At 64.0% G+C, this 26,423-nt stretch carries 22 protein-coding genes and 1 tRNA gene; 14 read left to right on the top strand and 9 right to left on the bottom strand.

The window, feature by feature from the left end:
- Nucleotides 1–3,255, top strand: a 3,255-nt coding sequence (locus tag ACQ5BL_RS02690) for a beta strand repeat-containing protein (protein ID WP_430292774.1), incomplete at its 5' end; no start/stop codon positions are given.
- A gap of 136 nt (nucleotides 3,256–3,391) precedes the next feature.
- Here the strand turns inward: ACQ5BL_RS02690 and ACQ5BL_RS02685 are convergent.
- Together ACQ5BL_RS02685 and moaB are read right to left on the bottom strand one after the other, a co-directional pair.
- A complete protein-coding gene (locus tag ACQ5BL_RS02685) occupies nucleotides 3,392–4,606 on the bottom strand; it encodes a molybdopterin molybdotransferase MoeA (RefSeq protein ID WP_243808857.1) in 1,215 nt (404 codons plus the stop codon).
- Nucleotides 4,603–5,142, bottom strand: a complete 540-nt coding sequence (moaB, locus tag ACQ5BL_RS02680) for a molybdenum cofactor biosynthesis protein B (protein WP_207884383.1) — start codon at nucleotides 5,140–5,142, stop codon at nucleotides 4,603–4,605. The genes ACQ5BL_RS02685 and moaB overlap by 4 nt, the downstream gene beginning before the upstream one ends.
- A gap of 70 nt (nucleotides 5,143–5,212) precedes the next feature.
- Here moaB and mobA point away from each other — a divergent pair, with 70 nt between their 5' ends.
- From mobA to ACQ5BL_RS02665, 3 genes are all read left to right on the top strand, one after another.
- The gene (mobA, locus tag ACQ5BL_RS02675; protein ID WP_243808858.1) at nucleotides 5,213–5,800 is read left to right on the top strand and encodes a molybdenum cofactor guanylyltransferase MobA; all 588 of its coding nucleotides are present in this window, start codon (nucleotides 5,213–5,215) and stop codon (nucleotides 5,798–5,800) included.
- A gap of 92 nt (nucleotides 5,801–5,892) precedes the next feature.
- The gene (locus ACQ5BL_RS02670; RefSeq protein ID WP_207884381.1) at nucleotides 5,893–6,114 is read left to right on the top strand and encodes a YgdI/YgdR family lipoprotein; all 222 of its coding nucleotides are present in this window, start codon (nucleotides 5,893–5,895) and stop codon (nucleotides 6,112–6,114) included.
- A gap of 145 nt (nucleotides 6,115–6,259) precedes the next feature.
- Nucleotides 6,260–6,336, top strand: a tRNA-Pro gene (locus ACQ5BL_RS02665).
- Between the two features lie 152 nt (nucleotides 6,337–6,488).
- Here the strand turns inward: ACQ5BL_RS02665 and ACQ5BL_RS02660 are convergent.
- Both ACQ5BL_RS02660 and ACQ5BL_RS02655 read right to left on the bottom strand, forming a co-directional pair.
- Nucleotides 6,489–6,728 carry a glutaredoxin family protein gene (locus ACQ5BL_RS02660; protein ID WP_279381555.1) on the bottom strand — a complete coding sequence of 80 codons (240 nt, stop codon included), beginning with the start codon at nucleotides 6,726–6,728 and terminating at the stop codon, nucleotides 6,489–6,491.
- A gap of 15 nt (nucleotides 6,729–6,743) precedes the next feature.
- On the bottom strand, nucleotides 6,744–7,301 hold the full coding sequence (locus ACQ5BL_RS02655) for a TetR/AcrR family transcriptional regulator (protein ID WP_207884379.1): 558 nt from the start codon (nucleotides 7,299–7,301) through the stop codon (nucleotides 6,744–6,746).
- Between the two features lie 145 nt (nucleotides 7,302–7,446).
- Here ACQ5BL_RS02655 and ACQ5BL_RS02650 point away from each other — a divergent pair, with 145 nt between their 5' ends.
- From ACQ5BL_RS02650 to ACQ5BL_RS02635, 4 genes are all read left to right on the top strand, one after another.
- On the top strand, nucleotides 7,447–8,043 hold the full coding sequence (locus ACQ5BL_RS02650) for a glutathione S-transferase family protein (RefSeq protein WP_207884378.1): 597 nt from the start codon (nucleotides 7,447–7,449) through the stop codon (nucleotides 8,041–8,043).
- 16 nt (nucleotides 8,044–8,059) lie between these two features.
- Nucleotides 8,060–8,974, top strand: a complete 915-nt coding sequence (locus tag ACQ5BL_RS02645; protein WP_243808859.1) for a pyridoxamine 5'-phosphate oxidase family protein — start codon at nucleotides 8,060–8,062, stop codon at nucleotides 8,972–8,974.
- 15 nt (nucleotides 8,975–8,989) lie between these two features.
- On the top strand, nucleotides 8,990–9,913 hold the full coding sequence (locus tag ACQ5BL_RS02640) for an MBL fold metallo-hydrolase (RefSeq protein ID WP_207884376.1): 924 nt from the start codon (nucleotides 8,990–8,992) through the stop codon (nucleotides 9,911–9,913).
- Between the two features lie 115 nt (nucleotides 9,914–10,028).
- Nucleotides 10,029–11,312 (top strand): OprD family porin, encoded by a 1,284-nt coding sequence (locus ACQ5BL_RS02635; RefSeq protein WP_207884375.1) that lies wholly within the window; start codon nucleotides 10,029–10,031, stop codon nucleotides 11,310–11,312.
- A gap of 62 nt (nucleotides 11,313–11,374) precedes the next feature.
- Here the strand turns inward: ACQ5BL_RS02635 and ACQ5BL_RS02630 are convergent, their stop codons facing one another.
- A complete protein-coding gene (locus ACQ5BL_RS02630; protein ID WP_207884374.1) occupies nucleotides 11,375–12,583 on the bottom strand; it encodes an ammonium transporter in 1,209 nt (402 codons plus the stop codon).
- A gap of 406 nt (nucleotides 12,584–12,989) precedes the next feature.
- Between ACQ5BL_RS02630 and ACQ5BL_RS02625 the strand changes: the two genes are divergently transcribed.
- From ACQ5BL_RS02625 to ACQ5BL_RS02605, 5 genes are all read left to right on the top strand, one after another.
- Nucleotides 12,990–13,307 carry a DUF883 family protein gene (locus ACQ5BL_RS02625; protein WP_207884373.1) on the top strand — a complete coding sequence of 106 codons (318 nt, stop codon included), beginning with the start codon at nucleotides 12,990–12,992 and terminating at the stop codon, nucleotides 13,305–13,307.
- 3 nt (nucleotides 13,308–13,310) lie between these two features.
- The gene (locus tag ACQ5BL_RS02620) at nucleotides 13,311–13,694 is read left to right on the top strand and encodes a phage holin family protein (protein WP_207884372.1); all 384 of its coding nucleotides are present in this window, start codon (nucleotides 13,311–13,313) and stop codon (nucleotides 13,692–13,694) included.
- Nucleotides 13,691–14,011 carry a hypothetical protein gene (locus ACQ5BL_RS02615; protein WP_207884371.1) on the top strand — a complete coding sequence of 107 codons (321 nt, stop codon included), beginning with the start codon at nucleotides 13,691–13,693 and terminating at the stop codon, nucleotides 14,009–14,011. Before ACQ5BL_RS02620 ends, ACQ5BL_RS02615 begins: the two co-directional genes overlap by 4 nt.
- Before the next feature lie 75 nt (nucleotides 14,012–14,086).
- Nucleotides 14,087–15,253 carry an EAL domain-containing protein gene (locus ACQ5BL_RS02610; protein ID WP_243808860.1) on the top strand — a complete coding sequence of 389 codons (1,167 nt, stop codon included), beginning with the start codon at nucleotides 14,087–14,089 and terminating at the stop codon, nucleotides 15,251–15,253.
- Nucleotides 15,254–15,323: 70 nt separating this feature from the next.
- On the top strand, nucleotides 15,324–16,655 hold the full coding sequence (locus ACQ5BL_RS02605) for a deoxyguanosinetriphosphate triphosphohydrolase (RefSeq protein ID WP_243808861.1): 1,332 nt from the start codon (nucleotides 15,324–15,326) through the stop codon (nucleotides 16,653–16,655).
- 3 nt (nucleotides 16,656–16,658) lie between these two features.
- Here ACQ5BL_RS02605 and ACQ5BL_RS02600 read toward each other — a convergent pair whose 3' ends face one another.
- From ACQ5BL_RS02600 to ACQ5BL_RS02590, 3 genes are all read right to left on the bottom strand, one after another.
- Nucleotides 16,659–20,306, bottom strand: coding sequence for a transporter substrate-binding domain-containing protein (locus tag ACQ5BL_RS02600; RefSeq protein WP_243808862.1), 3,648 nt, complete (start codon nucleotides 20,304–20,306; stop codon nucleotides 16,659–16,661).
- A gap of 8 nt (nucleotides 20,307–20,314) precedes the next feature.
- Nucleotides 20,315–20,941 (bottom strand): response regulator transcription factor, encoded by a 627-nt coding sequence (locus ACQ5BL_RS02595; protein ID WP_207884367.1) that lies wholly within the window; start codon nucleotides 20,939–20,941, stop codon nucleotides 20,315–20,317.
- Nucleotides 20,942–21,881: 940 nt separating this feature from the next.
- Nucleotides 21,882–22,226, bottom strand: coding sequence for a YggL family protein (locus ACQ5BL_RS02590; RefSeq protein ID WP_243808863.1), 345 nt, complete (start codon nucleotides 22,224–22,226; stop codon nucleotides 21,882–21,884).
- Between the two features lie 267 nt (nucleotides 22,227–22,493).
- Here ACQ5BL_RS02590 and dacB point away from each other — a divergent pair, with 267 nt between their 5' ends.
- The gene (gene dacB / locus ACQ5BL_RS02585) at nucleotides 22,494–23,939 is read left to right on the top strand and encodes a D-alanyl-D-alanine carboxypeptidase/D-alanyl-D-alanine endopeptidase (protein ID WP_243808864.1); all 1,446 of its coding nucleotides are present in this window, start codon (nucleotides 22,494–22,496) and stop codon (nucleotides 23,937–23,939) included.
- Nucleotides 23,940–23,970: 31 nt separating this feature from the next.
- On the opposite strand, the gene ACQ5BL_RS02580 is transcribed toward dacB, so the two are convergent.
- The gene (locus ACQ5BL_RS02580) at nucleotides 23,971–26,385 is read right to left on the bottom strand and encodes a sensor domain-containing diguanylate cyclase (protein WP_243808865.1); all 2,415 of its coding nucleotides are present in this window, start codon (nucleotides 26,383–26,385) and stop codon (nucleotides 23,971–23,973) included.
- Nucleotides 26,386–26,423 lie beyond the last annotated feature (38 nt).

The following is a 26,423-nucleotide window of genomic DNA, read 5'->3' as shown; positions in this document are numbered from 1 at the left end:
CTGTACCTGGCTAATAGCGGTGCCTACGAATACGTCCCCGACGACGGGGCCATCGAAGGGCTCAAGACCAACTCCAGTGAGAACTTCACGCTCAAGGTCACCGACGGCTCGGGCGCGACCGATACCAAGACCCTGACCATCAGCCTGACCGGCGCCAATGACACGCCCGAGCTCAGCGCTTCGCTGACCGCCAAGACCTACGTCGATACCTCGGGCGATGACACCTTCACCAGCGTGACCGGCCAACTGACGACGGCGGACCGCGATGCCGGCGACAGTGCGACCTATACGATCGACGGAGCGACCACCGGGTCCTTCGATATCAACGGAACCAACTACCAGCAAAAACTGGTCGGCAGCTTCGGCACCCTGTACCTGGCTAATAGCGGTGCCTACGAATACGTCCCCGACGACGGGGCCATCGAAGGGCTCAAGACCAACGCCAGTGAGAACTTCACGCTCAAGGTCACCGACGGCTCGAATGCGACCGATACCAAGACCTTGACCATCAGCCTGACCGGCGCCAACGACACGCCCGAGCTCAGCGCTTCGCTGACCGCCAAGACCTATATCGACACCTCGGTCGACAACACCTTCACCAGCGTGACCGGCCAGCTGACGACGGCGGACCGCGATGCCGGCGAGACGGCTACCTATGCGATCAACGGAGCAACAACTGGTTCGTTCGATGTCAACGGGCACACCTATCAGCAAAAACTGGTCGGCAGCTTCGGCACGCTGTACCTGGCTAATAGCGGTGCCTACGAATACGTCCCCGACGACGGGGCCATCGAAGGGCTCAAGACCAACTCCAGTGAGAACTTCACGCTCAAGGTCACCGACGGCTCGGGCGCGACCGATACCAAGACCCTGACCATCAGCCTGACCGGCGCCAATGACACGCCCGAGCTCAGCGCTTCGCTGACCGCCAAGACCTACGTCGATACCTCGGGCGATGACACCTTCACCAGCGTGACCGGCCAACTGACGACGGCGGACCGCGATGCCGGCGACAGTGCGACCTATACGATCGACGGAGCGACCACCGGATCCTTCGATGTCAACGGGCACACCTATCAGCAAAAACTGGTCGGCAACTTCGGCACGCTGTACCTGGCTAACAGCGGCGCCTATGAGTACGTCCCCAACGACAGCGCCATCGAGGCGCTGGAGGCGAACACCAGCGAGGGCTTCACGCTCAAGGTGACCGACGGCTCGGGCGCGACCGACACCAAGACCCTGACCATCAGTTTGACCGGTGCTCAGGACGCTCCGGAGGTGACAGCGGTGGTTGCCGGCTACACCGACACGGCGGCCGACAATACCTTCGCCGACACGGTAGGCACCCTGAGCGTCAGCAGCCGCGACGGCGATACCAGCTTCACCTTCGCCCTGGCTGGCAGCAGTGACTCGCTGATGTCGGGTTACGACCGGCAAGACGCCAGCAGCAACTTCGGCACCCTGTACCTGAACAGCAGCACTGGCGCCTACAAGTTCGTCGCCAACGATGCTGCCATCGAGGCCCTGGAGGCTGGCAACAATCCGAGTGCGATCTATCACGTGACCGCTTCGGCCGATGGCATTGCCTCACCCAGTCAGACCATCACCATCAACCTCACCGGTGCCGAAGACGCACCAGTGGTGGCACCGGTAGTCGCCTCCTACACCGATACGGCAGCCGACAATACCTTCGCCGACACGGTAGGCACCCTGAGCGTGACCAGCCGCGATGGCGACACCAGCTTCAGCTTCGCCCTGGCCGGCAGCAGCTCATCGCCGCTCCCGGGTTACGACCGGCAGGACGCCAGCAGTACCTATGGCACCCTGTACCTGAACAGCACCACGGGTGCCTACAAGTTCGTTGCCAACGACGCGGCCATCGAAGCGCTGGAGGCCGGCAACAATCCGAGCGCGATCTATCACGTGACGGCAGCGGCTGATGGTGCGACTTCGACCAGCCAGACCATTACCTTCAACTTCACTGGCGCCGAAGACGCTCCAGTGGTGGCGCCTGTGGTGGCGTCCTATACCGACACGGCGGCCGACGACACCTTCAATGACACGCTTGGCACCCTGAGCGTCAGCAGCCGCGATGGCGACACCAGCTTCACCTTCGCCCTGGCCGGCAGCACCACGACGGGACAACTGGACTACAACCTGCAGAACACCAGCAGCGGCTACGGCACGCTGTACCTGAACAGCAGCACTGGCGCCTACAAGTTCGTCGCCAACGATGCAGCCATCGAGGCATTGCAGTGGGGCAGCAATCCGAATCTGGTGTACAACGTGACCGCTGCGGCCGATGGCGTAACCTCGGCCAACCAGACCATCACCATCGGCATCACCGGTGGCAACGATGCGCCGCGTGACCTTACGCTGACGGCGGACACCTCCAATTCCTTCATCACAGGCAATGGTGTTCCCGGCAACAACGGTGCCATCGGAACTATCAGCGTGACCACCGGTACCGACGTGGACGGCGGAGGCGCATACACCTACAGCCTCTTCAGCGCCAAGTCCGGAGCCCTGGGCGCCGCGAGCATCATCACCGAAGCGAGCGCGCAGTTCGCCGTCAGTGCCGCTGGCGCGCTCAGTACCCCGACTGGGCTCGCTTCCGGCACCATCTACGAAGTGACCGTCCAGGCAAGCCAGGGCACGGGAAGCGCGCAGGCCACCTACAACGAAACCTTCAGCATCGTCACCGGTACCAATGCCGGGACCGAAAGCCTGCCCGGCGGTGGCTATGACTTCCGCTCCGGCGACGACGTCATCTATGGCCGGCAGAACGTCGACATCATCGTGGCGGGGTCGGGCAATGACACCGTGTTCGGCCAGGACGGCGACGACGAGATCTACGGCGGCACCGGCGTCGATCTGCTGTATGGCGGCAAGGACAACGACTCCTTCGTGTTCTCCACCGGCGACACCGGCATCACCCTGGCCACCGCGGATACCATCGGCGACTTCAACTCGGCGAACGACACCATCGTCACCTCGCTGAACGCAGGTAATGTCACCATCGCCAATGGCTCGGGGCTGGCTGACTTCAATGCCTTCGTCGCTGCCGCCAACACCGTAATGGCAAGCGGCTCTGCGACCAACGGCGCCTACATGGCCTGGAACGCAGCGGGCTCCGGCAATGGCTGGCTGGTCATCGACGAGAACCAGAACCACTCCGTTGATACCGGCGACACCCTGATCGTTCTGACCGGGGTAAATGCGGCGAATGCGTTCTCGACGACCGATATCGCCTGAGCCGTTGCTGATCCGTCAGCACTAAAAAACGGGGCCGCAAATTGCGGCCCCGTTTTTTTCCGGCCAAGAGCCGGCGCATCGGAACGATGCGGCGTTCGCGAGCAAGCTCGCGCCTACAAAACAGCCTGCGAGCGGATCAATCGAGCAATTCGCTGAAGGGAATGAAGGCCAGCGAGTCGCCCTCGGCCAGGGTCGTCCCTTCGCGCACTTCCGCCAGGCCTTCGGCCCAGGCTGCGCTGCGCAGCACGCCGGAGCTCTGGTTGGCATAGGGCACCGCGCGGCCATTCTCCAGACGCGCGCGCAGGTACTCGCGACGGTTGCCCGGCTTGGTCCAGTTGAACCCGGCGGGCACCTGCACATGCAGCGGCTCGACCTTCTGCATGCCAAGTCGGCGCATCAGATAAGGCCGCGCCAGCAGTGCGAAAGTTACCAGGGTGGACGCGGGATTGCCCGGCAGGCCGATCACCGGCACCTGCTGGTAATGCCCAACGGTCAGCGGTTTGCCCGGCTTGATCGCCAGCTTCCACAGCGCCAGTTCGCCCGCCTCGCGCAGGGCGGCGCCGAGGAAGTCCGCCTCGCCGACGGACACGCCACCAGTGGAGAGGATCAGGTCCACGTTCGACAACCCGGCCAGCGCCTGGCGGGTGAGTTCGAGATCGTCCGGCAGGATGCCCGCGTCCACTACCTCGCAGCCGAAGCGTTGCAGCCAGGTGCGCAGCAGGTGGCGGTTGCTGTTGTAGATCTGCCCGAGCGCCAGCGGCTTACCCGGTTCGACCAGCTCATCGCCAGTGGACAGCAGCGCCACGCGTGGGCGGCGGCGCACGTTCAGTTCGGATTCGCCGAGTGAAGCGGCGAGGCCAATCTCGATGGGCCCCAGGCGCGTGCCGGCCGGCAGCACGCAGTCGCCCTTGCGGGTTTCCTGGCCCTGCGGACGGATGTGCTGACCGACCTTGAGCGCTCCGAGAAAGCGCACGCGGCCATCGTCCAGCACCTCGGCGTTTTCCTGCATCTCTACGCAGTCGGCGCCTGCCGGTACCGGCGCGCCAGTAAAGATGCGCGCGCAGGTGCCCGGCTGCAGCGGTTCACCCGCCTGGCCGGCAAAGATCTTCTGGCTGACCGGCAAAGGCTCGCCCTGCCAGTCGGCCAGGCGCAGCGCGTAACCGTCCATGGCGCTGTTCGGCCACGGCGGCAGGTCCAGCCCGGCCAGCAGTGGCTCGGCCAGCACACGGCCGTCCGCCTCGGCCAGCGGCAGGGTTTCGGTTTCCTCGATCGGCGACTGCTCGGCCAGGGTCAGCAGACGTGCCAGCGCGTCCTCGACCGGCAGCAGGCCGGGCTTGTCGCAGCCGCTCATCCGCGGCTCTCGCAGGGCGCCGCCTTCTTCAGGTGCGGCACGAAGTTGCACGGGCGATGACGAGCATCGAGCTGCTCGCCGAGGATGCCATCCCAGGCGGTGCGGCAGGCGTTTGTGGAGCCCGGCAGGCAGCAGACCAGGGTGCCGTTGGCGAGGCCCGCCAGCGCGCGAGACTGCACGGTGGAGGTGCCGATGTCGGCCACGGAAATCTGTCGGAACAGCTCGCCGAAACCATCCACCACCTTGTCCAGCAGGCAGGTCACGGCTTCCGGGGTGCTGTCGCGGCCGGTGAAGCCGGTGCCGCCGGTGATCAGCACGACCTGCACTTCATCCTCGGCAATCCAGGTCGCCACCTGGGCGCGGATGCGGTAAAGGTCATCCTTGAGCAGGACGCGCGCCGCGAGGTTGTGCCCGGCGGCCTTCAGTCGGTCGACGAACAGCTGGCCGGAGGTATCGGTTTCCAGGGTGCGGGTGTCGCTGACGGTGAGGACGGCGATGTTCAGCGGGACGAATGGCTGCTCGGCCTTGTGGCTCATGATGAGGGCCCTTGCTTGTGAGGTTGGAATGCGCGGTGTTATATCACAGGCCCGCCCTGGAGACCCTGACATGCCACACGCCCCACTGCCGCCCTGTTCCGTGCTGATCCTCGCCGGAGGCCGTGGTCAACGCATGGGCGGGCAGGACAAGGGCCTGCTGCCCTGGCAGGGCCGGCCGCTGGTGAGCTATGCCGCCGCCCTCGCCCGCCCGCTGAGCGACGACCTGATCATTTCCTGCAACCGCAATCCGGACGAGTACGCGCTCTACGCGGACCGCCTGGTGCACGACGACAGCCCCGACTTCCCTGGCCCCCTGGCCGGTATTCGCGCCGGGCTCGCCGTGGCGCGGCACGCCCATCTGCTGGTGCTGCCCTGCGACGCGCCGTTGCTGGACCGCGCACTGCTGGAGCGGCTGTTGCAAGCCGCGGCCGCATCGCCGCGCGAGGTGCAGATGCTGCGCGCCGGCGAGCAGTGGGAACCGCTGTTCTGCGTCATCCCCACTGCCCTGCGGCCGCAGATAGAAGAGGCCTGGCAGCGCGGCGACCGCAGCCCCCGCCATGTTTTCTCGCACTTGGGTTTGCAGGCGGTGGACTGCCCTGTCGCCGACCCGCGCCTGGCGAACCTCAATACACCCGAACTGCTCTACGACGCCCGCTAGCGACGATCTCGAAAAAATTCCGGGAACTTTGACGGAAAAATCCCTGTCGGAACCGTCGTACATTTTTGTTCGCTCATCAGGAGATTCACCCCATGACCAACCGGATGCTTCCCGCCTTCCTGCTCGCCCTGGGCATTGGCGTGCTTGCAGGTTGCTCCACACCGTCCGTCATCACGCTGAACGACGGCCGCGAGATTCAATCGGTCGACAAGCCCAAGTTCGATGATGAATCCGGCTTCTATGAGTTCGAACAGCTGGATGGCAAATCCATCCGCGTGAACAAGGATCAGGTGCGGACCGTCAAAGAGCTCTGAGTTCCCCGTGCATGAAAACGCCCTGCAGGCCCTGGCCGGTCTGCGGGGCGTTCGCTTTTTTACGGGGAGCGAAAAATATTTCTGAAAAATTTTTCGCTAACCCCTTGTGCATCAAAAGTTTTTCGGTAGAATGCGCGCCATCAAACGGAGCGTAGCGCAGCTTGGTAGCGCGTCTCGTTCGGGACGAGAAGGTCGCTGGTTCGAATCCAGTCGCTCCGACCAAATCCCGAAAAACCCGCCTAACGGCGGGTTTTTTATTGCCTGCGATTTTTTCATCCCAGGAAGAATCCGCAGGCACAAAAAAGCCCGTCCAATGGACGGGCTTTTTCATGAGCGGATCCCGGCGGCCCGGAGTTGCCCGTCGACACGCGCACTCAACTACTGAGGAAGCTGGCGACCTGCTCGGTATCGAAGGGCCAGTTGAGTTCGGCGCCGCTATCGCAGCGACGCAGCACGGGGATGGTCAGGCCATAGCGCTCGACCCACTCCTCGCGGTCCGCGATGTCCACCAGTTCGACCATCAGGCCGTGTTCGACGAAGGGCATCAGCACCGCTTCCGCCACTTCGCACAGATGACACCCCAGGGTGCCGAAGAGCTGACATTCGGGGGGCATGTTCGACTCCATGGTTCAGACTCCGGCGTGTTGCAGCAGCGCGTCGGCCGCCGCGCGGGCTTCCAGGGCCTGGTTCGCCGGCCCCTGCATGTGCGCCATCACCAGCACGCCTTCCAGCAGGTATTGCAGCTGCCGCGCCAGCACCTGCGGCTGGATAACCCCCAGGCGCTCCAGCTGGGCAACGTAGTAGCGCTCGATGAAAGCCTTGTGTTCCGCAGCCTGGCGGTGGATCGGATGATCGCGGTCGTGGAACTCGCCGGCGGCGTGGATGAAGGCGCAGCCGCAGAAGCCCTCCGCGCCGAGCATGTCCTGCAAAGCGTCGAAGGTCACCAGGATCGCCGCGCGCGGCTCCATGTGCCGTTCGGCGACACTCATGCGCTCGGCCATGCGGGCGTGGCGCTCTTCCAGCGCCGCCATGATCAGCTCGTCCTTCGACTTGAAGTGTTTATACAGGGTCATCTTCGCCACGCCGGACTCCGCGAGGATGCGGTCGATGCCGGTGGCGTGGTAACCCTCGCGGTAGAACAGGTCCTGGGCGGTGCTGAGCAGCAGTTCGCGTTTGCTGGATGCCATGGAATTACCTCCTGACCCGACATTATGCGCGAGCCGTGGGCCTGTGGCGCGACCGACGGGCAATCTTTCCGCTTGAACTATACAGACCTGTCTGTCTATTATCCATTCCGCAGTCGCCACAACAATCAACGCAAAGGAATTCGCCATGAAACTGCACGACGTCCCGCTCTCCGGTAATTGCTACAAGGTGCGCCTGTTCCTCGGGCTGATCGGTCAACCCGCCGAACTGGTGCCGGTCGACCTCGTCGGTGGCGCGCACAAGCGCCCGGCCTTCCTCGCGATCAACCCGCGCGGCCAGGTGCCGGCGCTGGAGGACGGCGAGCTGCGCCTGGGCGACTCCCACGCCATCCTTGTCTATCTCGCCCGGCAATACGCCGAGCCGCGCTGGAACCCGCAGGACGCGGTGACGCAGGGGCGCATCGCCCACTGGCTGAGCTTTTCCGCCAACGAAGTGCAGCATGGCCTGGCGCAGGCGCGCGTGATCCTGCTGTTCAAGCGCCCCGGCGACCTGCCCGCCGCCCAGGCCAAGGGTCGCCATGCGCTGGAACTGCTCGACGCCACCCTCGCCGGGCATCGCTGGCTGGCGCAGACCCAGGAACCGACCATCGCCGACGTTGCCGTCTATCCCTATGTGACGCTGGCGGAAGAAGGCGGCCTGGAGCTTTCCGGCTATCCCTATGTACAGGACTGGCTCGCCCGCGTCCGCGCGCTGCCCGGCTACGTACCGCAACCTCGGCTGTAAGGCCCGGAGGTATTCGATGGACACGCCCTTCCACCCCGGTGAACTGGCGATTCAGGAGCAGGCCGGCGTACGCGAGAAGGTCGCCGAGTTCGGTAGCCGGGTGGTCCGCAGCTTCATGCCGGACCAGCACCGCGAGTTCTTCGCCCTGCTGCCGTGGCTGCTGGTCGGTAGTGTCGATCCTGACGGGCAGCCCCAGGCCTCGGTGCTCTGGGGCCCGCCCGGCTTCGCCCACTCCCCGGAACCGGAGCGCCTGCGCATCGATGCCCTGGCCGAAGCGGACGACCCGCTGCACGCCAACCTGCGCGAAGACGCCCAGCTGGGCCTGCTCGGACTCGAACTGCCGACCCGGCGGCGCAACCGCCTCAACGGCCGGGTGGAGGCCGTGGACGACGAAGGCTTCAGCGTTCGCGCGATGCAGTCCTTCGGCAATTGTCCGAAGTATATCCAGTCGCGCCACTGGCAGGCCCTGCCACGCACGCCGGGGCCGAGTCTGGGTGGCGTCGGACTCGACTCACGCTGGGTAGCGCTGGCGACCCGCAGCGACACCCTGTTCATTGCCAGCCGCCATGCCGGCGAGAACGGCGGCGTCGATATCTCCCACCGCGGAGGCCCGCCGGGCTTCCTGCGGCTGGGCGAAGACGGCCTGCTCTGGCTGCCGGACTACGCCGGCAACAACCTGTTCAACACCCTTGGCAACCTGGCGCTGGAGCCGCGCTGTGCCCTGTTGCTGATCGACTTTGACAGCGGTGACCTGCTGCACCTGCAAGCGACCGCACGCATCCACTGGCCACAGGACGGTACGCCGAACTGGGCACCCGGAGCCCAACGCATGCTCAGCCTGCAACCCGGCGCCTGGTGCCTGCGGCGCGCACGTCTACCCCTGGGCTTCTCCGAATTGCAGTACTCACCCTTCCTGCCGACCGCTGACTGAAAAGGAATCCGTCCCATGCGTCTGTTCTCCCTGCTGCTGGCCGGGGCGCTCGCCCTCGCCTGCCTGAATGCCACCGCGGCCGATCTGCGCTTCGCGCTGGTCCGCACCGCCGGCGTGACCACCCTGGAGGCCTTCACCGTCGCCGGCGGCGACTGGACCCGCCCGGTACCGGTCAACCACACCGCCGTGCTGATCCAGCACCACGCCGCGACGCTGCTGTTCGACACCGGCCTGGGCAGCCAGGCGGACGCGCAGTTCAAGCAGGACATGCCCTGGTGGGACAAGCCACTGTTCCGCTATGAGGGGCTGAACCCGGTGCGCGATCAGTTGCAGGGCAGCGGCATCCGTATCGACCGCATCCTGCTGTCCCATGCGCATTGGGACCATGCCTCCGGCCTGTCGGACTTCCCCGACGTACCGGTCTGGGCGCCCTATGAGGAGATCAACTACGCCCACATCGCCCAGCCGCCGGCCGTTTTCCCCAGCCAGTTCCGCCACCCGGTGAAGTGGGTGCCCTATCAGTTCGAGCCGAAGCCTTTCATGGGCTATGACGAGAGCCTCGACCTGTTCGGCGACGGCAGCCTGGTGCTGGTGCCCATGCGCGGCCATACGCCCGGTGCGGCAGGCCTGTTCATCACCCTGGACGACGGTCGGCGCTTCTTCTTCACCGGCGACACCACCTGGCGGCTCTCCGGCTTCACCGGGCCTCACGAGAAGTTCTGGATCAGCAGCAAGCTGGTGGACAACGACCGCGAGCGCACCCTGGCGGAAGTGGCGCATGTGCACCTGCTGATGCGTTCGCACCCGGAACTGACCGTCATCCCCGCCCACGACGCCCAGGTGCAGGACCGCCTCGGCTACTACCCGCACTGGGTAGAGGCAAACCCACGACCCACGCCGCCCGGCGCTTCGATAGCCAGCTCACTAATCAACGACTAAGGTCTAAGAGTCGTCAACTATTTGTAATGATTTAGTAGGTAGGCTGTAACAGTTCGACATGCCGACCCCATCCGGCATCACCGACCTGCCCCAAGCGCTCGAGGAGACAATAACAATGAGCAAGACCCCGATCGCCCGTGCCGTGGCCCTGGCCGCGCTGGGTACCAGCGTTACCGTTCCGAGCATTGCCCACGCTGAGTTCATCAAGGACAGTAAAGCCAGCGTCGAGATGCGCAACTTCTACTTCAACCGCGACTTCCGTAGCTCTACCCCGGCCCAGCAGAGCAAGGCCGAGGAATGGGCGCAGGGCTTCATTCTGCGTTACGAGTCGGGCTTCACCGAGGGCACTATCGGTGTGGGTCTGGATGCCATCGGCATGCTCGGTTTGAAACTGGACTCCAGCCCGGACCGCACCGGCACCGGCCTGCTACCCAAGCAGGCCGACGGCTCCGCTCCGGATGACTACAGCAAGCTGGGGGCCACCGCCAAGTTTCGCTACGAGAAGAACGTGCTGAAGACCGGCACCCTGATTCCGAAGCTGCCGGTCATCGTGTCCAACGACAGCCGCCTGCTGCCGCAAGTCTTCGTGGGTACCGGTGTCAACTCGACCCAACTCGACGGCCTGACCTTCGACGCCGGCCGCCTGAACCAGACCAACCTGCGCGACTCCTCCAACTACCAGGAGATGACCCTCACCACCGGCGGCAAGAAGAACATCGCCGTCACCAAGGGCCTGACCAGCAACGAGTTCTACTACGGCGGCGGCACCTACAACTGGACCAAGAACTTCAGCACCGGCTACCACTACGGCGAGCTGAGCGACTTCTACAAGCAGCACTTCGTGACCATGGGCTGGACCCTGCCGATCGCCGACGGCCAGTCGCTGAAGACCGACCTGCGCTACGCCAAGTCCACCGACGACGGCGGCAGCAACGTCGACAACAAGGCCATCAACGGCATGGTCACCTACAACCTGGGCTACAACGCCTTCGGCCTGGGCTTCCAGAAGATGAGCGGCGACACCGGCTTCGCCTACGTCAACGGCACCGATCCCTACCTGGTCAACTTTGTGCAGATACTGGACTTCGCCAACAAGGACGAAAAATCCTGGCAGGCCCGCTACGACTACAACTTCGCCGGTCTCGGCATCCCCGGCCTGACCTTCATGACCCGTTACGTGAAGGGCACCGACATCGATCGCCTGAACACCACCGAGGAAGGCCGCGAGTGGGAGCGCGATACCGACATCGCCTATGTGTTCCAGGACGGCGCGCTGAAGGGCCTCGGCGTCAAATGGCGTAACGCGACCACCCGCAGCAACTATGCCGCCAACACCGCGTCGAGCAACTACGCAGACGAAAACCGCCTGATCGTCAGCTACACCATGCCGCTCTGGTAACCCCGGCAGCGGAACGCAAAAAAAAGCCCGGCACATGCCGGGCTTTTTTCATACCGCGCCACCTAGTCCTGGTTGATCGCACCGATCTTGTGGATCGACAGGTCGGCGCCGTAGTACTCCTGCTCCTGGGTCAGGCGGATTCCCACCGCAGTCTTGATCAGGCCATAGACCAGCAGGCCGCCGGCGAACGCCAGGGTCACCCCGGTCAAGGTTCCGACGAGCTGACTGGCCAGGCTCACGCCACCGATGCCGCCCAGCGCTGACTGGCCGAAGATCCCGCAGGCGATGCCACCCCAGGCGCCACACAGGCCATGCAGCGGCCAGACACCGAGCACGTCGTCGATCTTCCAGCGCACCTGGGTCGCGGTGAAGGCCCAGACGAACAGCGCCCCCGCCAGCATGCCGGTGACCAGCGCACCGATCGGGTGCATCAGGTCGGAGCCGGCACAGACCGCCACCAGTCCGGCCAGCGGACCGTTATGCAGGAAGCCCGGGTCGTTTCGCCCCACCAGCAGCGCCGCCACGGTGCCGCCGACCATCGCCAGCAACGAATTGACCGCCACCAGCCCGCTGGCACCGACCAGGGTCTGTGCGCTCATCACGTTGAAGCCGAACCAGCCGACGATCAGCACCCAGGAACCCGCCGCCAGGAACGGGATGTTCGACGGCGCGAAGGCCACCAGGCGCCCCTCGCGATAGCGGCCATTGCGCCGCCCCAGCAGCAGCACCGCCGCCAACGCCAGCCAGCCGCCGAAGGCGTGCACCACGACGGAGCCGGCAAAGTCGTGGAAGGTCGCGCCGAACTCCGCCTTCAGCCAGTCCTGGAATCCGAAATTGGCGTTCCATACCAGCCCCTCGAAGAAGGGATAGAGGAACGCCACGATCAGCGCCGTGGCGCACAACTGCGGGCCGAACTTCGCGCGCTCGGCGATGCCTCCGGAGATGATCGCCGGAATCGCAGCGGCGAAGGTCAGCAGGAAGAAGAACTTCACCAGGGCATAACCGTTCTCCGTCGCAAGCGTCGCCGCCGGGTGCAGGAAGTTCACGCCGTAGGCGATCCAATAGCCGACGAAGAAGTAGGCCAGGGTCGAAATGGCAAAGTCCGAGAGAATCTTCGACAGCGCATTGACCTGGTTCTTCAGGCGCACCGTGCCGACTTCGAGGAACGCAAAGCCGGCATGCATGGCCAGGACCATGACCGCGCCCATCAGGATGAACAGCGTGTTGGAGCCGTGGACCAGGGTTTCCACGGCGCTATTGAGGTTTTCCATCGCTACAGGCAGCCCCGAAGGTCAAGGGGAAAGCACCAAAACGGCCCGCGACCACCACACCCCGCACCACCCTGAAGCAGCGATGCACCAAGCGGGAGCCGACTGCCGCCCCGGATTCGCTCACAGGCGATTGGGCAGGCCAGGCAATTTCCTGTACTTCCTTTTGTTTTTCAGTGTGTTGAGCGGATTCCTCCGGCTTTCCATCACTCCGGAAGCGCCCCGCGACGGGGCACTCCGCTCTCCTTGCGCACCAGTGAAATGCAAGCGGCATACCATCCGCAGAAAAAATCAGCGGCTAGGCTTTAGCCCGTGGCTTCGGCATCGCCGGGTACGCAACTTATGAGAAACTTCCCCGGACTATGGGGCTCGAAAACTACAGAACCTCAACTCGATCAAGGAGCATCACATGCCTCGCAAGACCGCAGTGAACGCCGCCAAGGAAGAACTCCTGGCGGAATTCCAGGCCCTCGTCAGCGATACCGAGAAACTCCTGCAGAGCTCCGCCGACCTGGCCGGCGCCGAAGCCGATCAGATGCGCGACCAGATCAACTCCAGCCTCAAGCGCGCCCGTGAAGCCATCTACTCCACCAAGGACGCCGTACGCGACCAGGGCAAGGCTGCGGCGGATGCCACCGAGGAGTATGTCAACGAGCATCCGTGGCAGGCCGTGGGCATCGCAGCCGGCATTGGTTTCCTGCTCGGCCTTCTGGTAAGCCGGCGCTGATCCATGAGCGACGGAACGGATGCCGACAAGGCCAACTCCCCTTCCCTGCGGCGCCTGGGCGCCGCATTCCTCGGGCTGCTGCATGGGCACGTCGAACTGTTGGGCATCGAACTGCAGGAGCAGAAGGCACGCACCGTACAGCTCCTGCTGCTGGCAGGGCTTGCCCTGGTGTTCGCACTGCTCCTGCTGATCGGCCTGTCGACGCTGATCCTGCTGCTGTTCTGGGACAGCTATCGGCTGCAGGCGGCCACCGGCCTCTGCCTCTTCTATATCGCGGGCGGCGCCCTGTGCGCCTGGCGCCTGTACCAACTGCTCAGCGACGAGAGCTCGCCCTTCAGTGCGACGCTCGACGAACTGGCCCGAGACCGGGAGCGCCTGCTGCCATGAGCGAACTGCCGGAATCTGCACGCAACCTGTCACGGGCAGAATTGCGCAAGGCCATCGTACGACTGCGCCTGGAAATGCAGCGCCAGCAGCTCAAGCGCGAGAGCGACCTGCTGCTGCATCCGCTCAAGCATGCCCGCGAGATCGGCCAGAGCCTGCGCGGCAGCACACCGCTATGGGCCGGTGCCGGCGGCGCAGCGGCCCTGGCATTGCTGTTCGGCAAGCGTCGGTGGATTCGCCTGCTGCGCATTGGCATTGCCCTTGCGCCCCTTCTGCTGCAACTGCGCAAACCGCGGAGCGAAACACCGCCGCCGCCCTGAGTGGCCACATTCTTGCTACATGACAGTTACCCGCGCCGTTGGCGCTTGCTGTCACCCCCATCAAGGATGTGCCCCGTGACCGAAGGACAACCACTCGCCTGCTTCCAACCCTTCATCGACACCGCGACCGGCCTGGTCGCAGGTGTCGAGGCCCTGGGTCGCCTGCGCCAGGACAATGGAGAACTGCTGTCGGTCGGCCCGCTGTTCGTCAACCCGCGGGTGGGCCTGAGCGAACTGCGCCGGCTCGACCGGCAGATCCGCGATGCGGCCCTGGCGCGTATCCACGAAGCCCCCTCGGACTGGTTCCTCAGCCTGAACATCTCGCCGCGCTGGATTGGCCGCCTGCGCCCGAACCAGCCGCTCCCCAGCCTCAAGCAGCTGGAGCAGCAAGGCGTGCCGCCCAAGCGTGTGGTCTTCGAGATCACCGAACTGGGCGGCGGCCAGCAGCGTCTGCCGGAGGTGGTAGCGCGCTACCGCGAAGCCGGTGCGCGCATTGCGATCGACGATTTCGGCGCCGGTTACTCGCAGCTCGACCGCGTACTGGCGCTGCAGCCGGACATCCTCAAGCTCGACATGCGCCTGTTCCAGGCGGCCGCCCGCGGCGGGCCCAGCGGCGACGTGGTGAAAGCCCTGGCGCAGATGGCCGAGAAGACCGGCTGCTGGATCATCGCCGAAGGCGTGGAGACCGAGGAAGAAATGGACTTCGCCCTGGAGTGCGGCGCGCGCTACGTGCAGGGCTACCTGTTCGCCAGGCCCGCACTGGATTTCCCGGCCAGCAAAGCTTTCCGTGACGCCTTCGCCCAACATCGGGATCGCTACGTGCGCCGCAAGCTGCAGGAACGCGCCAGCCTTATCCAGCTGCGCCGGCAACTCGCCGAGCTGGCGGACATGCTGCGCCCCTGGGCCGAGAGCGGCGCCATCCTCAGCAGCCTGCCTCCAGCACCGGAATCCTTCACCCGCCTGCTGCGCATCTACCAGTGCGACCGCCACGGCACCCAGACCTCACCGAACCTGGAGTGGAACGGCCTGTTCTGGAAGGAAGACCGGCGTTACCTGGGCCACAACTGGTCCTGGCGCCCATACTTCTACCAACTGCTGGCCGAAGGCTGGGAAGAGCGTCGCCTGATGCTGTCCAACACCTACCGCGACGCCACCACCAACCAGTACTGCATGACCGCCGGCCAGTTCATCGACCAGGGCCGACGCCTGCTCCTCATCGACATCGATGCCGAAGGCCTGTAGCCGCGCGATTGAGATTGCCGGCGCGAACGGCTAGCGTTGCCGGTAACTCTTCACGATCGCGGAACCACGAATGGACTGGCACACCCTGCTCCCCCGAGAACGCCTCGGCAAACCGGTACACAGCAGCGCCGAACTCGGTCGCAGCGCCTTCCACAAGGACCACGACCGTATCATCTTCTCCGGTGCCTTCCGCCGCCTGGGCCGCAAGACCCAGGTACACCCGGTGTCGAGCAACGACCATATCCACACACGCCTGACCCACTCGCTGGAAGTCGGCTGCGTCGGCCGCTCGCTGGGTATGCGGGTCGGTGAAATCCTTCGCGACCGCCTGCCTGAATGGTGCGACCCGGCGGACATGGGTGTCATCGTGCAGTCCGCGTGCCTGGCCCACGACATCGGCAACCCGCCCTTCGGCCACTCCGGCGAAGACGCGATCCGCCACTGGTTCCAGCATGCCGCCGGACGTGGCTGGCTGGACGACATGCACGACGAGGAGAGATCCGACTTCCTGCATTTCGAAGGCAACGCCCAGGGATTCCGGGTACTCACCCAACTCGAATACCACCAGTTCGACGGCGGCACCCGCCTGACCTACGCGACCCTCGGCACCTATCTGAAATACCCCTGGACCGCCCGCCACGCCGACTCGCTGGGCTACAAGAAACACAAGTTCGGCTGCTACCGCAGTGAACTGCCACTGCTGGAACAGATCACCCAGAAGCTGGGCATGCCGCAGCTGGAGGCCGAGCGCTGGGCGCGCCATCCACTGGTCTACCTGATGGAGGCTGCGGACGACATCTGCTACGGCCTGATCGACCTGGAAGATGGCCTGGAAATGGAGTTGCTCAACTACGCCGAAGTCGAAGCGCTGCTGCTCGACCTGGTCGGTGACGACCTGCCGGAAACCTACCGCCAGCTGGGTCCCAATGACTCACGTCGACGCCGGTTGGCGATCCTCCGGGGCAAAGCCATCGAGCACCTGACCAATGCCGCGGCACGGGCCTTCGTCGAGCAGGAACCGGCGCTGCTGGCCGGGCAGCTGACCGGCGACCTGGTGGAACACATGCACGGCCCCGCCAAGCGCTGCGTGCAACGGGCAAAGGCCATGGCACGGGAGAAAATCTTCCAGGACAAGCGCAAGACGCTCCATGAAATCGGCGCCTACACCACCCTGGAAATCCTGCTCAACTCCTTCTGCGGCGCGGCCCTGGAGCAGCATGGCGGACGCACGCCATCCTTCAAGCACCGGCGAATCCTCGACCTGCTCGGACATAACGCACCGGACCCGAGCTGGACGCTATACCGTTCCTTCCTGCGCGTTATCGACTTCATCTCCGGCATGACCGATAGCTATGCCACGGAACTCGCGAGGGAAATGACCGGGCGCTCCAGCCCGAGCTGAGCCTTAAGCCACCCGCCCTGACCGGGACAGTTGCGCGTTGAGCCCCCGCTGCAGATCGTCCATCGCCGCGATGACGATCGATACCCACGCGCGGATCTCCGACAGGTCAGGATGATCGCGGCAGGCGGTCTCCAGCCTGGCGCAACCTTCCTGTAAGGCAGCTGCACTCACCAGGCGTGCAGCGCCCTTCATGCGATGCGCCAGGTCCCCCAGTTGCTTCCAGTCCCGCGCCTCCAGCAAGGGGCCTACCTGCTCGATGTCGGCATCGTTGCTGTTGTGCAATTCCTCCAGCAGGCGGCGGATCAGGACGGGGTTCCCTTCCGTCATTTCCTCCAGCAATCGCAGATCGACACCTTGCGCCGCTTCTTCCTCGGTGCCAGCCACGATGCCGGGGACCGACTCCAGACGCTTGCGCAGGTTCTCAAGGCCAATGGGTTTGAACAGGCAGTCGTTCATACCGGCACGACGACAGTTCTCCACCTCGTCCGGCTGGGCATTGGCGGTAAAGCCGAAAATCACGCAGGGCTCCCCGTCCATCTCCGTCTCCAGCTCACGAATGCGGTGCGCCAGGTCGTAGCCGTTGAGCACCGGCATGTTGCAGTCGGTGATCACCAGATCGAAATCACCGGGATGCCAGATCTGCAATGCCTGAGCCCCATCGGATGCCACGTCCACCTGATGGCCTAGGTGCTCAAGCTGCTGGCTCAACAGCAGTCGGTTGGCGGCATGGTCATCTACCACCAGCACCCGGAGCGAGCGGCCCCGCGCCTGAGGTGCAGCCTTGGGAGCCACCGTCTCTTCAGGCAACGGCTCCAGCACCTGCAGCAACAGACTCACCGAGACCTGCGTCCCCTGCCCCGGCTGACTTTCCAGGCACACGTTGCCATCCATCATTTCCGCCAGCTTGCGGCAGATGGTGAGCCCTAGGCCAGTCCCGCCACGCGAGGCATGGCTGTTCTGCGAGGCCTGGCTGAAGGGTTCGAAGAGCTGGGCCTGGTCGCTGGCGGATATCCCGATACCGCTATCCTGAACCGAAACATTCAGCGCAATGCGCTCCCCGGCGAGGCGCTCCCCGCGTACCCGGATCCGCACCTGGCCCTTGTCGGTGAACTTGATGGCGTTGCTGACCAGGTTCGACAGTATCTGCTTGAAGCGCAGCGGGTCGATGAGCACATCGACGGCAGCCTCCGCCTCTATCTCGACCTTGAGCTCCAGCCCCTTCTGTCGCGCCAGGCCATCGAACACCCTGGCGATGGACTCGACCAGTTCGCGCAGCCGGGCCCGTTCCGGCATCAGGGTCAAGCGCCCGGACTCGATCTTGGCGACATCGAGAATGTCACCGATCAGGGTCAGCAGCGATCTGGCCGAGTCATAGGCGACTTCGACCGGCTCGCGCTCCCAATGGCCATGATCGGCGCGCGTCAACGCCAGTTCGAGCATGCCGATCACCGCATTCATCGGGGTGCGGATTTCATGGCTCATGGTGGCCAGGAAGGTGCTCTTGGCGCGGTTGGCCTCTTCGGCCTGATCCTTGGCGGCCTGCAACTGATGATGCAGACGCTCGCGCTCGGTGACATCGAGCCAGCCGCTCACCACCCCCAGGACCTCGCCCTTTGCTCCGCGATAAGGCGTCGCCCAGTGGTAGATTTCCATTTCATTGCCGTGCAGTCGGAAAATCCGGTCCGCGGTCAATGCCGTCCCCTGGTCCATGGCCTGGAGAAGCTCCTCATGTAGCGCCCTGGCGTCCTCGGCGGGCAGCCAGTCGCAATCGGTGAGACGGCTGCCATGCGCGGCATCGCGGCTCATGCCCGTCACCTCGAGGAAGCTGCGGTTGCAGGTAATCAGCCGCCCCTCCCGATCTCGCACTGCGACGGGGTGGGGAATGCCATCGATCATCGCGCGCTTGAACCCGAGCCGATAACTGAGCTCCTTCTCCGACAGCTGTCGGCGGCGGACCTTCACCTGCAAGCGCCAGTTCCACAGCAACACCACCAAGAGCAGCCCGATGCCGCCCCAGACCAGTCGCATGATCTGGCTGCGGTAGCCATCCCAGATGCTGTCGGGATTTTCGGCGCTCGCGGACCAGCGGCCGATGACGTTGGCCATATCATCCGGAGAAATCGCCAGTATTGCCTTGTTCAGGATGCTCAGCAGTTCCGGGTCCGCCTGGGAAACGGCGATGGAGAACTGGCCCGGCTCCCGATCTAGGGAGGCCGCCACTCGCAGGTCGCGGTAATAGCGAGAAAGCAGGTAATTCGCCGATGTCGACAGGTGTATGCCTGCATCCACCCTGCCCTCGCTGATCATCGGCAGGTCATCGACATTGTTCTCCACGAGGACGAGTTGCACCTCCGGGTGCCGCTCACGCATGAAGCTTTCCAGAACCGAGCCCTTGGGCACGGCCACTCGCCGCCCACGAAGATCGGCCAGGGAATGGAACCACTCGGCGTTCTTCGCCACCACCACGACAAAGGACGCGGTCATGTAAGGGCGGGTGAAGGTCAGCCACTCCTCCCTGTCCGCGGTCGGCGTCAGCGCGCCAATCGCCTTCGCCCTGCCATTCCTGACGTCCTCCAGCATCGCGGCGACGCCAGGCTCGGGCTGCACGTCGAAGCTGAGTCCCGTCCGCGCGTGTATGAGGCCCAGCACGTCCGCCGTAATCCCGCGGAAGTTCTGTTGCGAATCGAAGAAGGAGATCGGGGCCAACGCGCGATCGACTACCAGTACCGGGTGCGGGTTGCGCTCCATCCAGCGCTGCTCCTGGGGCGTGAGGATCAGTCGCTGGTTGGCGATGGAATAGGCGCCGCCAGGACTCCAGCGTCGCTGGATGCTGTTGTCGAGCTGTTGCGGCGTGGCTGCCAGCGCGTGATCCAGAACTCTCAGCAAGACATCGTCGGAGCTCCTGACGGCAAAGCTGAATCCTGCGCCGTTGAAACCGGTGAAGTTGAGCGACTTCAGATTGGAAAGATAGCCCTGGCTGATCAGGTACTGCGCGCTGAACGCGTCCCCCACGAAAAGATCCGCCTGGCCGAATGCGACCGCCTCGAGCGCCTGTCGCACGGACTGGAAAGGCATGATCGTGGCCTTGGGTAAGTACCTCGCGATCTCTTCGCTGGAGAAGTAATCGCTGACCACCGAAATCCGCTTGCCCAGCAGTTGCTCCCCGCTGTCCAGGCGCACGCCCTGCGGACCGACGACGATCGGCTGATTGGTGAAGTAAGGCTGGGACAGGCTGATTCCGGGGGCGCTCGACTCATAATGGGTCGCACGGCTCAGCAGGTCTATCTCACCGTGCTGGAGTGCGTCGATCGCGGATTTTCTATCGGCGTACCGGCGCACTTCGACACGAACGTTCAACGCGTCGGCGAGCACGCCCATGTAATCGGCGGTGACACCTTCAAGGTCCGTGCCGCTGGCAGTGATGTCGAACGGCGCATAGTCAGGTGCCGTCACCCCCAGCACGAGGGTGCGCTTGCTGCGCAGCCACTGCCAGTCCGCCTCGTCGAGATGAACCTTGACCGGTACGTCCGAAGCGCGCGCCAACAGATTCATGGAAGACCAGGAAGGGGACTCCTCACCCACGGCACCCAGGCATCCCAGCAGCAGTATCGCGCCAAGTGCAATGCGAAGGTGCCTACGCCAGTTGAACATCACCCACCTCAGACCAAGGCATTACGCTTGGCAAATTCGATCAGGTCGACCAGGGAATGAGCATTCAGCTTCAGCAGCAACCGGGTCTTGTAGGTACTGACCGTCTTGTTGCTGATGAACATCTGCTCGGAGATTTCCTTGTTCGAGTAGCCATTCGCCAGGTACTGGAGCACGGCCATCTCGCGGTCGGAGAGACGCTGGATAAGCTCCTGGTCATCCATCTGCCCGCTGTTTCTGCGTGTTTGCCGAATGGCCGTGCTGGGGAAGTAGTTGTATCCCGCGACCACGGCGCTGACCGCGCTGACCAGTTCGGCGAGCCCGCCCTGCTTGCAGACGAACCCCGAGGCGCCGGCCTGCATGCAGCGCATGGCGAACAACGAGGCGCTCTGCCCGGTCAGCACCAGGATTTTCAGTGGCAGCTCGAAGGCGGAAATTCGGCTGATGACTTCCAGGCCATCCAGGCGGGGGATTCCGATGTCCAGGACAACCAGATCCGGAACCAGGTCCTTGACCAAGGAGAGCGCGTCCACGCCGTTGTCCGTCTCGCCCACGACGACATGGCCTTCTTTTTCCAGCAATACCCGCATTGCCATGCGGATTACCGGGTGGTCATCGACAATAAGTACCTTGCTCACGGAATCCCTCCGACAGTTTTCATCAAGTGAAATATCTGCCGGTAAGATATCTTCTGAGCTTATTCTGTCGAGATGAGACCCCCTCGATATTTGACGACCAAGGATATTCCTACGCAACAAGCGTATATATCCTACAAAACCGTCAAAACACGGATTTACGCACCGCGTAAAAAAGCAAATCCCTATGCAAAAGTCTGATTTCGCATAAGAACTTTCTGATGCAAAACGGCGAAGCCCTGACATCGCTTTCTGGACAGGACCAGTAACACGACCGACAGAGTCCGGGATGGCCGCTTCCCTGCTGAGGGATCCACTTCAGAAAGCAGCGGCCCTCCCCTGAAACCCCTGCCCATCATGCCGCCAGCCGGCTGCTGGGCGTGCAGAAGCGCCACCGCGATATCGCACCTGGCCAATCCGTACAAACTTGAAGCACTGGGAAAGACTGGCCAGCCAGACGGTCTGTCAATACTGGAAAAACAGATCGAAAACTAGGAATCGCCCAATGAGCCTGCGATATACAAACTTCCCTGCACCATTTCACCCGACATAATAAATCCGGCCTTATAAAGACATTCTTTTCCAGCCCTCCCCAGCCAAATATCAAATTACCCGCAAACCTCAAACACCGCCAAGACACACACTTGGCGAAATAGCAAAACCCCAACACCACTACACTATATTTACAACCCGGCACAACTTCGAACCAGCAACTCGAGCCAGCACAAGTTGTATGGGTAGAGCAGGAAGACTGCGCGCAGCGCGGATTGCCCTTCGACCTGAGATTGGGCGACATAAATTTCCCGGGCATCAACGGCATAGAGCTGCCGGGCAAGTTGGCACAAAGCGGCGGAATACGGCGGGCGATACTGTTCAGGAAAATACGAGACCACCCGGATGCACCGCCGCCCTCAGCAGCAGGTGCATACCGGGCACACCACGACTACACCCTGGCGTTGATGGGCTGATCCGGATACCAGGCATCCATCAGCGGCCCCGCCGTGAAACCGGCGAGTTCCGACTGCTGCTTGAGCCATCCGTCGACGATGGCGCGCTGCTCCTCACTGACCGAGCCACGGTGCGCCAGGCAGATGAAACCGTACTCGTCGCACCCGCCGTATACCAGGTCATTGGGCTCCACCGCCTCGGCCGCGAAGCGCTTCATGAACGCGGCGATCGCCGCTTCCTCTACCCCTTCCCTGTATTGGAAGCTCAACTCGAACCCCAACTCCTGGAATTCATCGACACACAACTTCTTGCGCAAACGACGGGAACGATGGGTGGCCATCTGACAATCTCCGGCGGACAAGGCGACAATTCGACCTCATCGTGATTATTCCAACTGTCCGGCGCGATCCGGACAGGTCATCCACAACTTTAACAGCTCCACCGCCCTCGCCCATGACAACTGGCATGCGTTGCCCAGCGCAACACGCGGCAGCTTGCGGCATAATGTCGGCAGCTCCGGGGGAACAAGGAGCGTTCATTCGTATTGTTGCGTTTCATCTTTTCATTTTTCAGTTCAATGCCCGACCACTGGGATGTCATCTTTCCTATGTTCAAATCGCTGCGTGTTCTCGCCTTCGCCACATTGTTGCCCTTCACCGTGCCAGCCCTGGCCCAGATCAACACCACCCTGCCCGATCGCGTCGAAAAGGCCCTGAAGGCCAGCAAACTGACCAATGACGCCCTGTCGCTGGTGATGATTCCCCTCGAGGGTCCCGGCAACGCCACCTATTTCAATGCCGACGTCTCGGTGAACCCGGCGTCGACCATGAAGCTGTTCACCACCTACGCCGCCCTGGAGATGCTCGGCCCCACCTACCAGTGGCAGACCGAGTTCTACACCGACGGCCAGCTCAAGGATGGCGTGCTCAACGGCAACCTCTACCTCAAGGGGGGTGGCGATCCCAAGCTGAACATGGAGAAGCTCTGGCTGCTCATGCGCGACCTGCGCGCCAATGGCGTCAGCAAGGTCACCGGTGATCTGGTGCTGGACCGCAGCTACTTCAACATTCCGCAGCTGCCGGTGTTCAACGACGACGGCGGCGACGACAACAAGCCCTTCCTGGTCGGCCCCGACTCGCTGCTGGTCAACCTCAAGAGCGTGCGTTTAGTGGTGCGCTCCGACGGAGGCAAGGCCAGCGTGCTGATGGACCCGCCACTGGCCAACGTGCGTATCGACAACCAGATCCAGGTCAGCAAGGCCGCGCCCTGCCCCGCATGGCCGAAACTGCGCTTCAATCCCGTCACCCAGTTCGACGGCACCTCGCTGGTAGCGACCGGCCAGATCCCGCAGGGCTGCAGCGCGCAGACCTACATGTCGCTGCTCGATCATCCGGGCTATACCGCCGGCGCCGTTCGGGGCATCTGGCAGGAACTGGGCGGCACCATCATGGGCAAGGATCGCGAAGGCAGCGTGCCGAAAGGCGCCAAGCTGGTTGCCCGCGCGGACTCGCCGGACGTGGTGGAAGTCATCCGCGACATCAACAAGTATAGCAACAACACCATGGCGCGTCAGCTGTTCCTGTCCCTGGGCGCGCGATTCCGCAACGGCGCCGACGCCGATGACGCCCAGGCAGCACAACGCGTGATTCGCCAATGGCTGGCGCGCAAGGGCATCACCGCCACTCACCTGGTGATGGAGAACGGCTCCGGCCTGTCGCGCGATGAGCGCGTCAGCGCCCGCGAGATGGCCGCGATGCTGCAAGCCGCCTGGCACAGCCCGTACGCCGCCGAATACATCTCCTCGCTGCCGATCGTGGCGAAGGATGGCACCATGCGCAAACGCCTGCGCGGCACACCGATGGCCGGCGAGGCGCACGTCAAGACCGGCACCCTGAACACCGTACGCGCGTTGGCGGGCTTCAGCCGCGACGCCAACGGCCGCACCTGGGTAGTGGTGGCGATCCTCAACAGCAATCGGCCGTGGGGGGCATCCTCCATCCTCGACCAGGTACTGCTGGACCTATACAGCACCACCAAGCGCGTCGGCGAATGATGAACAAGGGCCCCGGCACCGACCGGGGCCCTCATTCCTCCGCACACTCCAGGCGATCCCGCCCCAGACGCTTTGCCCGGTAAACCGCCCGATCCACCCTGCACATCAGATCGTCGGCCGTTTCGCCGAGGCGCCAGGCGGCCACCCCGAAGCTCGCGGTCACCACGCCAACCCCCTCCATGGGCTGACTGCGCAGTGCCTGCCACAGCGCTTCGGCCAGTTGCATGGCCTGCTCCACCGAGCTGCCCGGGCACAGCACCACCAGCTCTTCTCCTCCGACGCGGCAAAACACATCGGCCTTGCGCAAGCGCTGGGCAACCCGCTGGCACAACGTGACCAGCACCGTGTCACCCGCCTCATGGCCGAAACGATCATTGATGCTCTTGAAGTGATCGACGTCGAACATCACCAGCGACAACGGCTCGCCGCTGCGCGAGCAGCGCGCCATGCTCAGCTCCAGCTGCTCCTTGAAGTAGCGCCGGTTGTGCACCCCGGTCAGCGCATCGGTCACCGAAAGCCGCCGTAACTCCAGCTCCGCCTCCTTGCGTCGGGTGATGTCGGTGGCGATGCCCAGATAACCGGTCATCACGCCCGACGAATCCCGCACGCCGGTGATGATCAGATTGATCTTCAGCTGCCGACCGTCGCGGCGAATGCAGGTCCACTCGTACTCCTCATGCCCTTCGCCGACCAGCGCACCGACCACCTCGAATCCCCGGATCTCACGCCCGAGCACGATAGACAGGTCATGCGCACGGCGGCGGATCTCCTCCTTGACGAAGATACTCTCCGGCACTGGCCGGCCCAGCACCTCCCGCGCGCTGTAGCCGAAAAGGCGTTCGGCGCCGACGTTGAAGCTGCGGACATAACCCCGTAGATCGGTGGACACGATGGCCACCTGGGTCGCCGCATCGAGCAGTCCATGCAGGCGACTGTTGACCTCGCCCAGCTCCAGTTCCACCGCCTTGCGCGAGCTGATATCGGTCTGCGTGCCGATCATGCGCCGCGCCGCGCCATCGCTGCCCCGCTCCACCACCTGCCCCCGGTCCAGCACCCATAACCAGCGGCCACTCTTGCAGCGCAGGCGATGCTCGCTCTGGTACAGAGAGGACTCGCCACGCAGGTGCCGCTGCAACGCCTCGTTGCGCGCGACCTGATCATCGGGATGAATCCGGCGCGTGCACTCCTCGGGGCCCGCGCCGATCTCCGCATCGCGGAACCCCAGCATGGCCTTCCAGGCGTGGGAATAGAACACCTTGCCCAAGTCGACGTTCCAGTCCCACACGCCGTGGCCGGCGCTGTCCATCGCGAAATGCAGGCGAGCCTGGTTCTCCTGCAGCTCCAGCTGGTTGGCACGCAGTTCGGCGGTACGCTCCTCCACCAGTTGCAGCGCCCTCTGGCGCTGCCCCAGCAGCGCCAGCACGTAACCGGCCAGCAGCAATGAGGTCAATAACCCGCCCAGCACCACCCACAGCTGCGGATGTCCCTCGTTGCGCTGCAGAAAGTCGCGGGAAGGCTCGATGCGGACGAGGTAGTCGCGCCCGGCGAAATCCAGGTGCCGCTCCGCCACCAGACCGGAACCCTGCGCGGCCGACACCGCACTGCGGTACATCGGCAGGTCCGCCCCCGGCTCGGCGCTATCGCGCAGCGTGATCGCCAGTTGCGCCAGGCTGTCCACATCCATTCCCTGCTCGATCAGCAGGCGGTAGCTGATCGCGGCAACCAGCATGCCTTGCAGGCCGCCCAGGCTTTCCTCCCCAGGGCTGGTCGTCACGCTGCCCCGGTAGAATGGCGCGGCCAGCAGGACACCGGCCGCATCCTCCGCCGGCGCACCGGGCAGGACCACCGGCATCGACGCAGTCAACTGCCGGCTGATGAGCACCCGCTGTGTCAGGTCGCGCCCCGGCAGGGTGGAACTCAGGTCGAGCCCCAGCGGCAACTCCTGCAGATATTCGGAGGCCCCGTACAGCACGGGGAAGTAGCGCTCACGCGCTTGCGCGGGAACCGGATGGTTCTGCGGGTCGAGATCGTGGATCAGATAGTCGAGCATTCCGGACGCCTGGACCTGCGCTTCGAAGGTCGCTCGCTCAGCCTGCTCGACCCTGGGCAGCCAGGCGTATCCCAGGGCGTCTCCCAGCAAGGGGCCGACGAAACGCTCGAACTCCTCGCGCGATACATCGTTGGAGTTCTCGAAGAAGCGCTGGATGGACTCCAGCTCGCTGCGCTGCAACAACAGCCGCTCGCGCACCCGGTCGACCCGCTCGTTGGCCGCCAGGGCGAACTGCTGCTCCAGCGCCGTGCGTGCGTTGCGCCAGACATTCCAGCCCAACAACCCGGTCAGCAGAACCCCCGCGACGAGCACCAGGCCGGCTGCGCGTAACACCTTCTTTTGGCGAACGATTCCCTGAGCGGCGGGCAATTGCTCATAGGCCGGCAACTGAGTCATGGGGACTCCCGCGTCAGGGCTGCGGACAGGGTACCCAG

It is taken from the genome of Pseudomonas sp. B1-22 (genome assembly GCF_050474425.1).
GTDB lineage: Bacteria > Pseudomonadota > Gammaproteobacteria > Pseudomonadales > Pseudomonadaceae > Pseudomonas.
Note: the sequence above shows the minus strand (reverse complement) of the source record. Positions and strands in the feature narration are given on the sequence as shown.

Bases quoted from the DNA above. Each gene is read 5' to 3' on its own strand.
- ACQ5BL_RS02580 (WP_243808865.1), bottom strand. From the start codon at position 26,385: ATGACTCAGTTGCCGGCCTATGAGCAATTGCCCGCCGCTCAGGGAATC.
- ACQ5BL_RS02590 (WP_243808863.1), bottom strand. From the start codon at position 22,226: ATGGCCACCCATCGTTCCCGTCGTTTGCGCAAGAAGTTGTGTGTCGAT.
- ACQ5BL_RS02625 (WP_207884373.1), top strand. From the start codon at position 12,990: ATGCCTCGCAAGACCGCAGTGAACGCCGCCAAGGAAGAACTCCTGGCG.
- ACQ5BL_RS02630 (WP_207884374.1), bottom strand. From the start codon at position 12,583: ATGGAAAACCTCAATAGCGCCGTGGAAACCCTGGTCCACGGCTCCAAC.
- ACQ5BL_RS02615 (WP_207884371.1), top strand. From the start codon at position 13,691: ATGAGCGAACTGCCGGAATCTGCACGCAACCTGTCACGGGCAGAATTG.
- ACQ5BL_RS02660 (WP_279381555.1), bottom strand. From the start codon at position 6,728: ATGCCCCCCGAATGTCAGCTCTTCGGCACCCTGGGGTGTCATCTGTGC.
- ACQ5BL_RS02635 (WP_207884375.1), top strand. From the start codon at position 10,029: ATGAGCAAGACCCCGATCGCCCGTGCCGTGGCCCTGGCCGCGCTGGGT.
- dacB (WP_243808864.1), top strand. From the start codon at position 22,494: ATGTTCAAATCGCTGCGTGTTCTCGCCTTCGCCACATTGTTGCCCTTC.
- ACQ5BL_RS02650 (WP_207884378.1), top strand. From the start codon at position 7,447: ATGAAACTGCACGACGTCCCGCTCTCCGGTAATTGCTACAAGGTGCGC.
- ACQ5BL_RS02620 (WP_207884372.1), top strand. From the start codon at position 13,311: ATGAGCGACGGAACGGATGCCGACAAGGCCAACTCCCCTTCCCTGCGG.
- ACQ5BL_RS02645 (WP_243808859.1), top strand. From the start codon at position 8,060: ATGGACACGCCCTTCCACCCCGGTGAACTGGCGATTCAGGAGCAGGCC.
- moaB (WP_207884383.1), bottom strand. From the start codon at position 5,142: ATGAGCCACAAGGCCGAGCAGCCATTCGTCCCGCTGAACATCGCCGTC.
- ACQ5BL_RS02605 (WP_243808861.1), top strand. From the start codon at position 15,324: ATGGACTGGCACACCCTGCTCCCCCGAGAACGCCTCGGCAAACCGGTA.
- ACQ5BL_RS02670 (WP_207884381.1), top strand. From the start codon at position 5,893: ATGACCAACCGGATGCTTCCCGCCTTCCTGCTCGCCCTGGGCATTGGC.
- ACQ5BL_RS02640 (WP_207884376.1), top strand. From the start codon at position 8,990: ATGCGTCTGTTCTCCCTGCTGCTGGCCGGGGCGCTCGCCCTCGCCTGC.
- ACQ5BL_RS02600 (WP_243808862.1), bottom strand. From the start codon at position 20,306: ATGTTCAACTGGCGTAGGCACCTTCGCATTGCACTTGGCGCGATACTG.
- ACQ5BL_RS02655 (WP_207884379.1), bottom strand. From the start codon at position 7,301: ATGGCATCCAGCAAACGCGAACTGCTGCTCAGCACCGCCCAGGACCTG.
- mobA (WP_243808858.1), top strand. From the start codon at position 5,213: ATGCCACACGCCCCACTGCCGCCCTGTTCCGTGCTGATCCTCGCCGGA.
- ACQ5BL_RS02685 (WP_243808857.1), bottom strand. From the start codon at position 4,606: ATGAGCGGCTGCGACAAGCCCGGCCTGCTGCCGGTCGAGGACGCGCTG.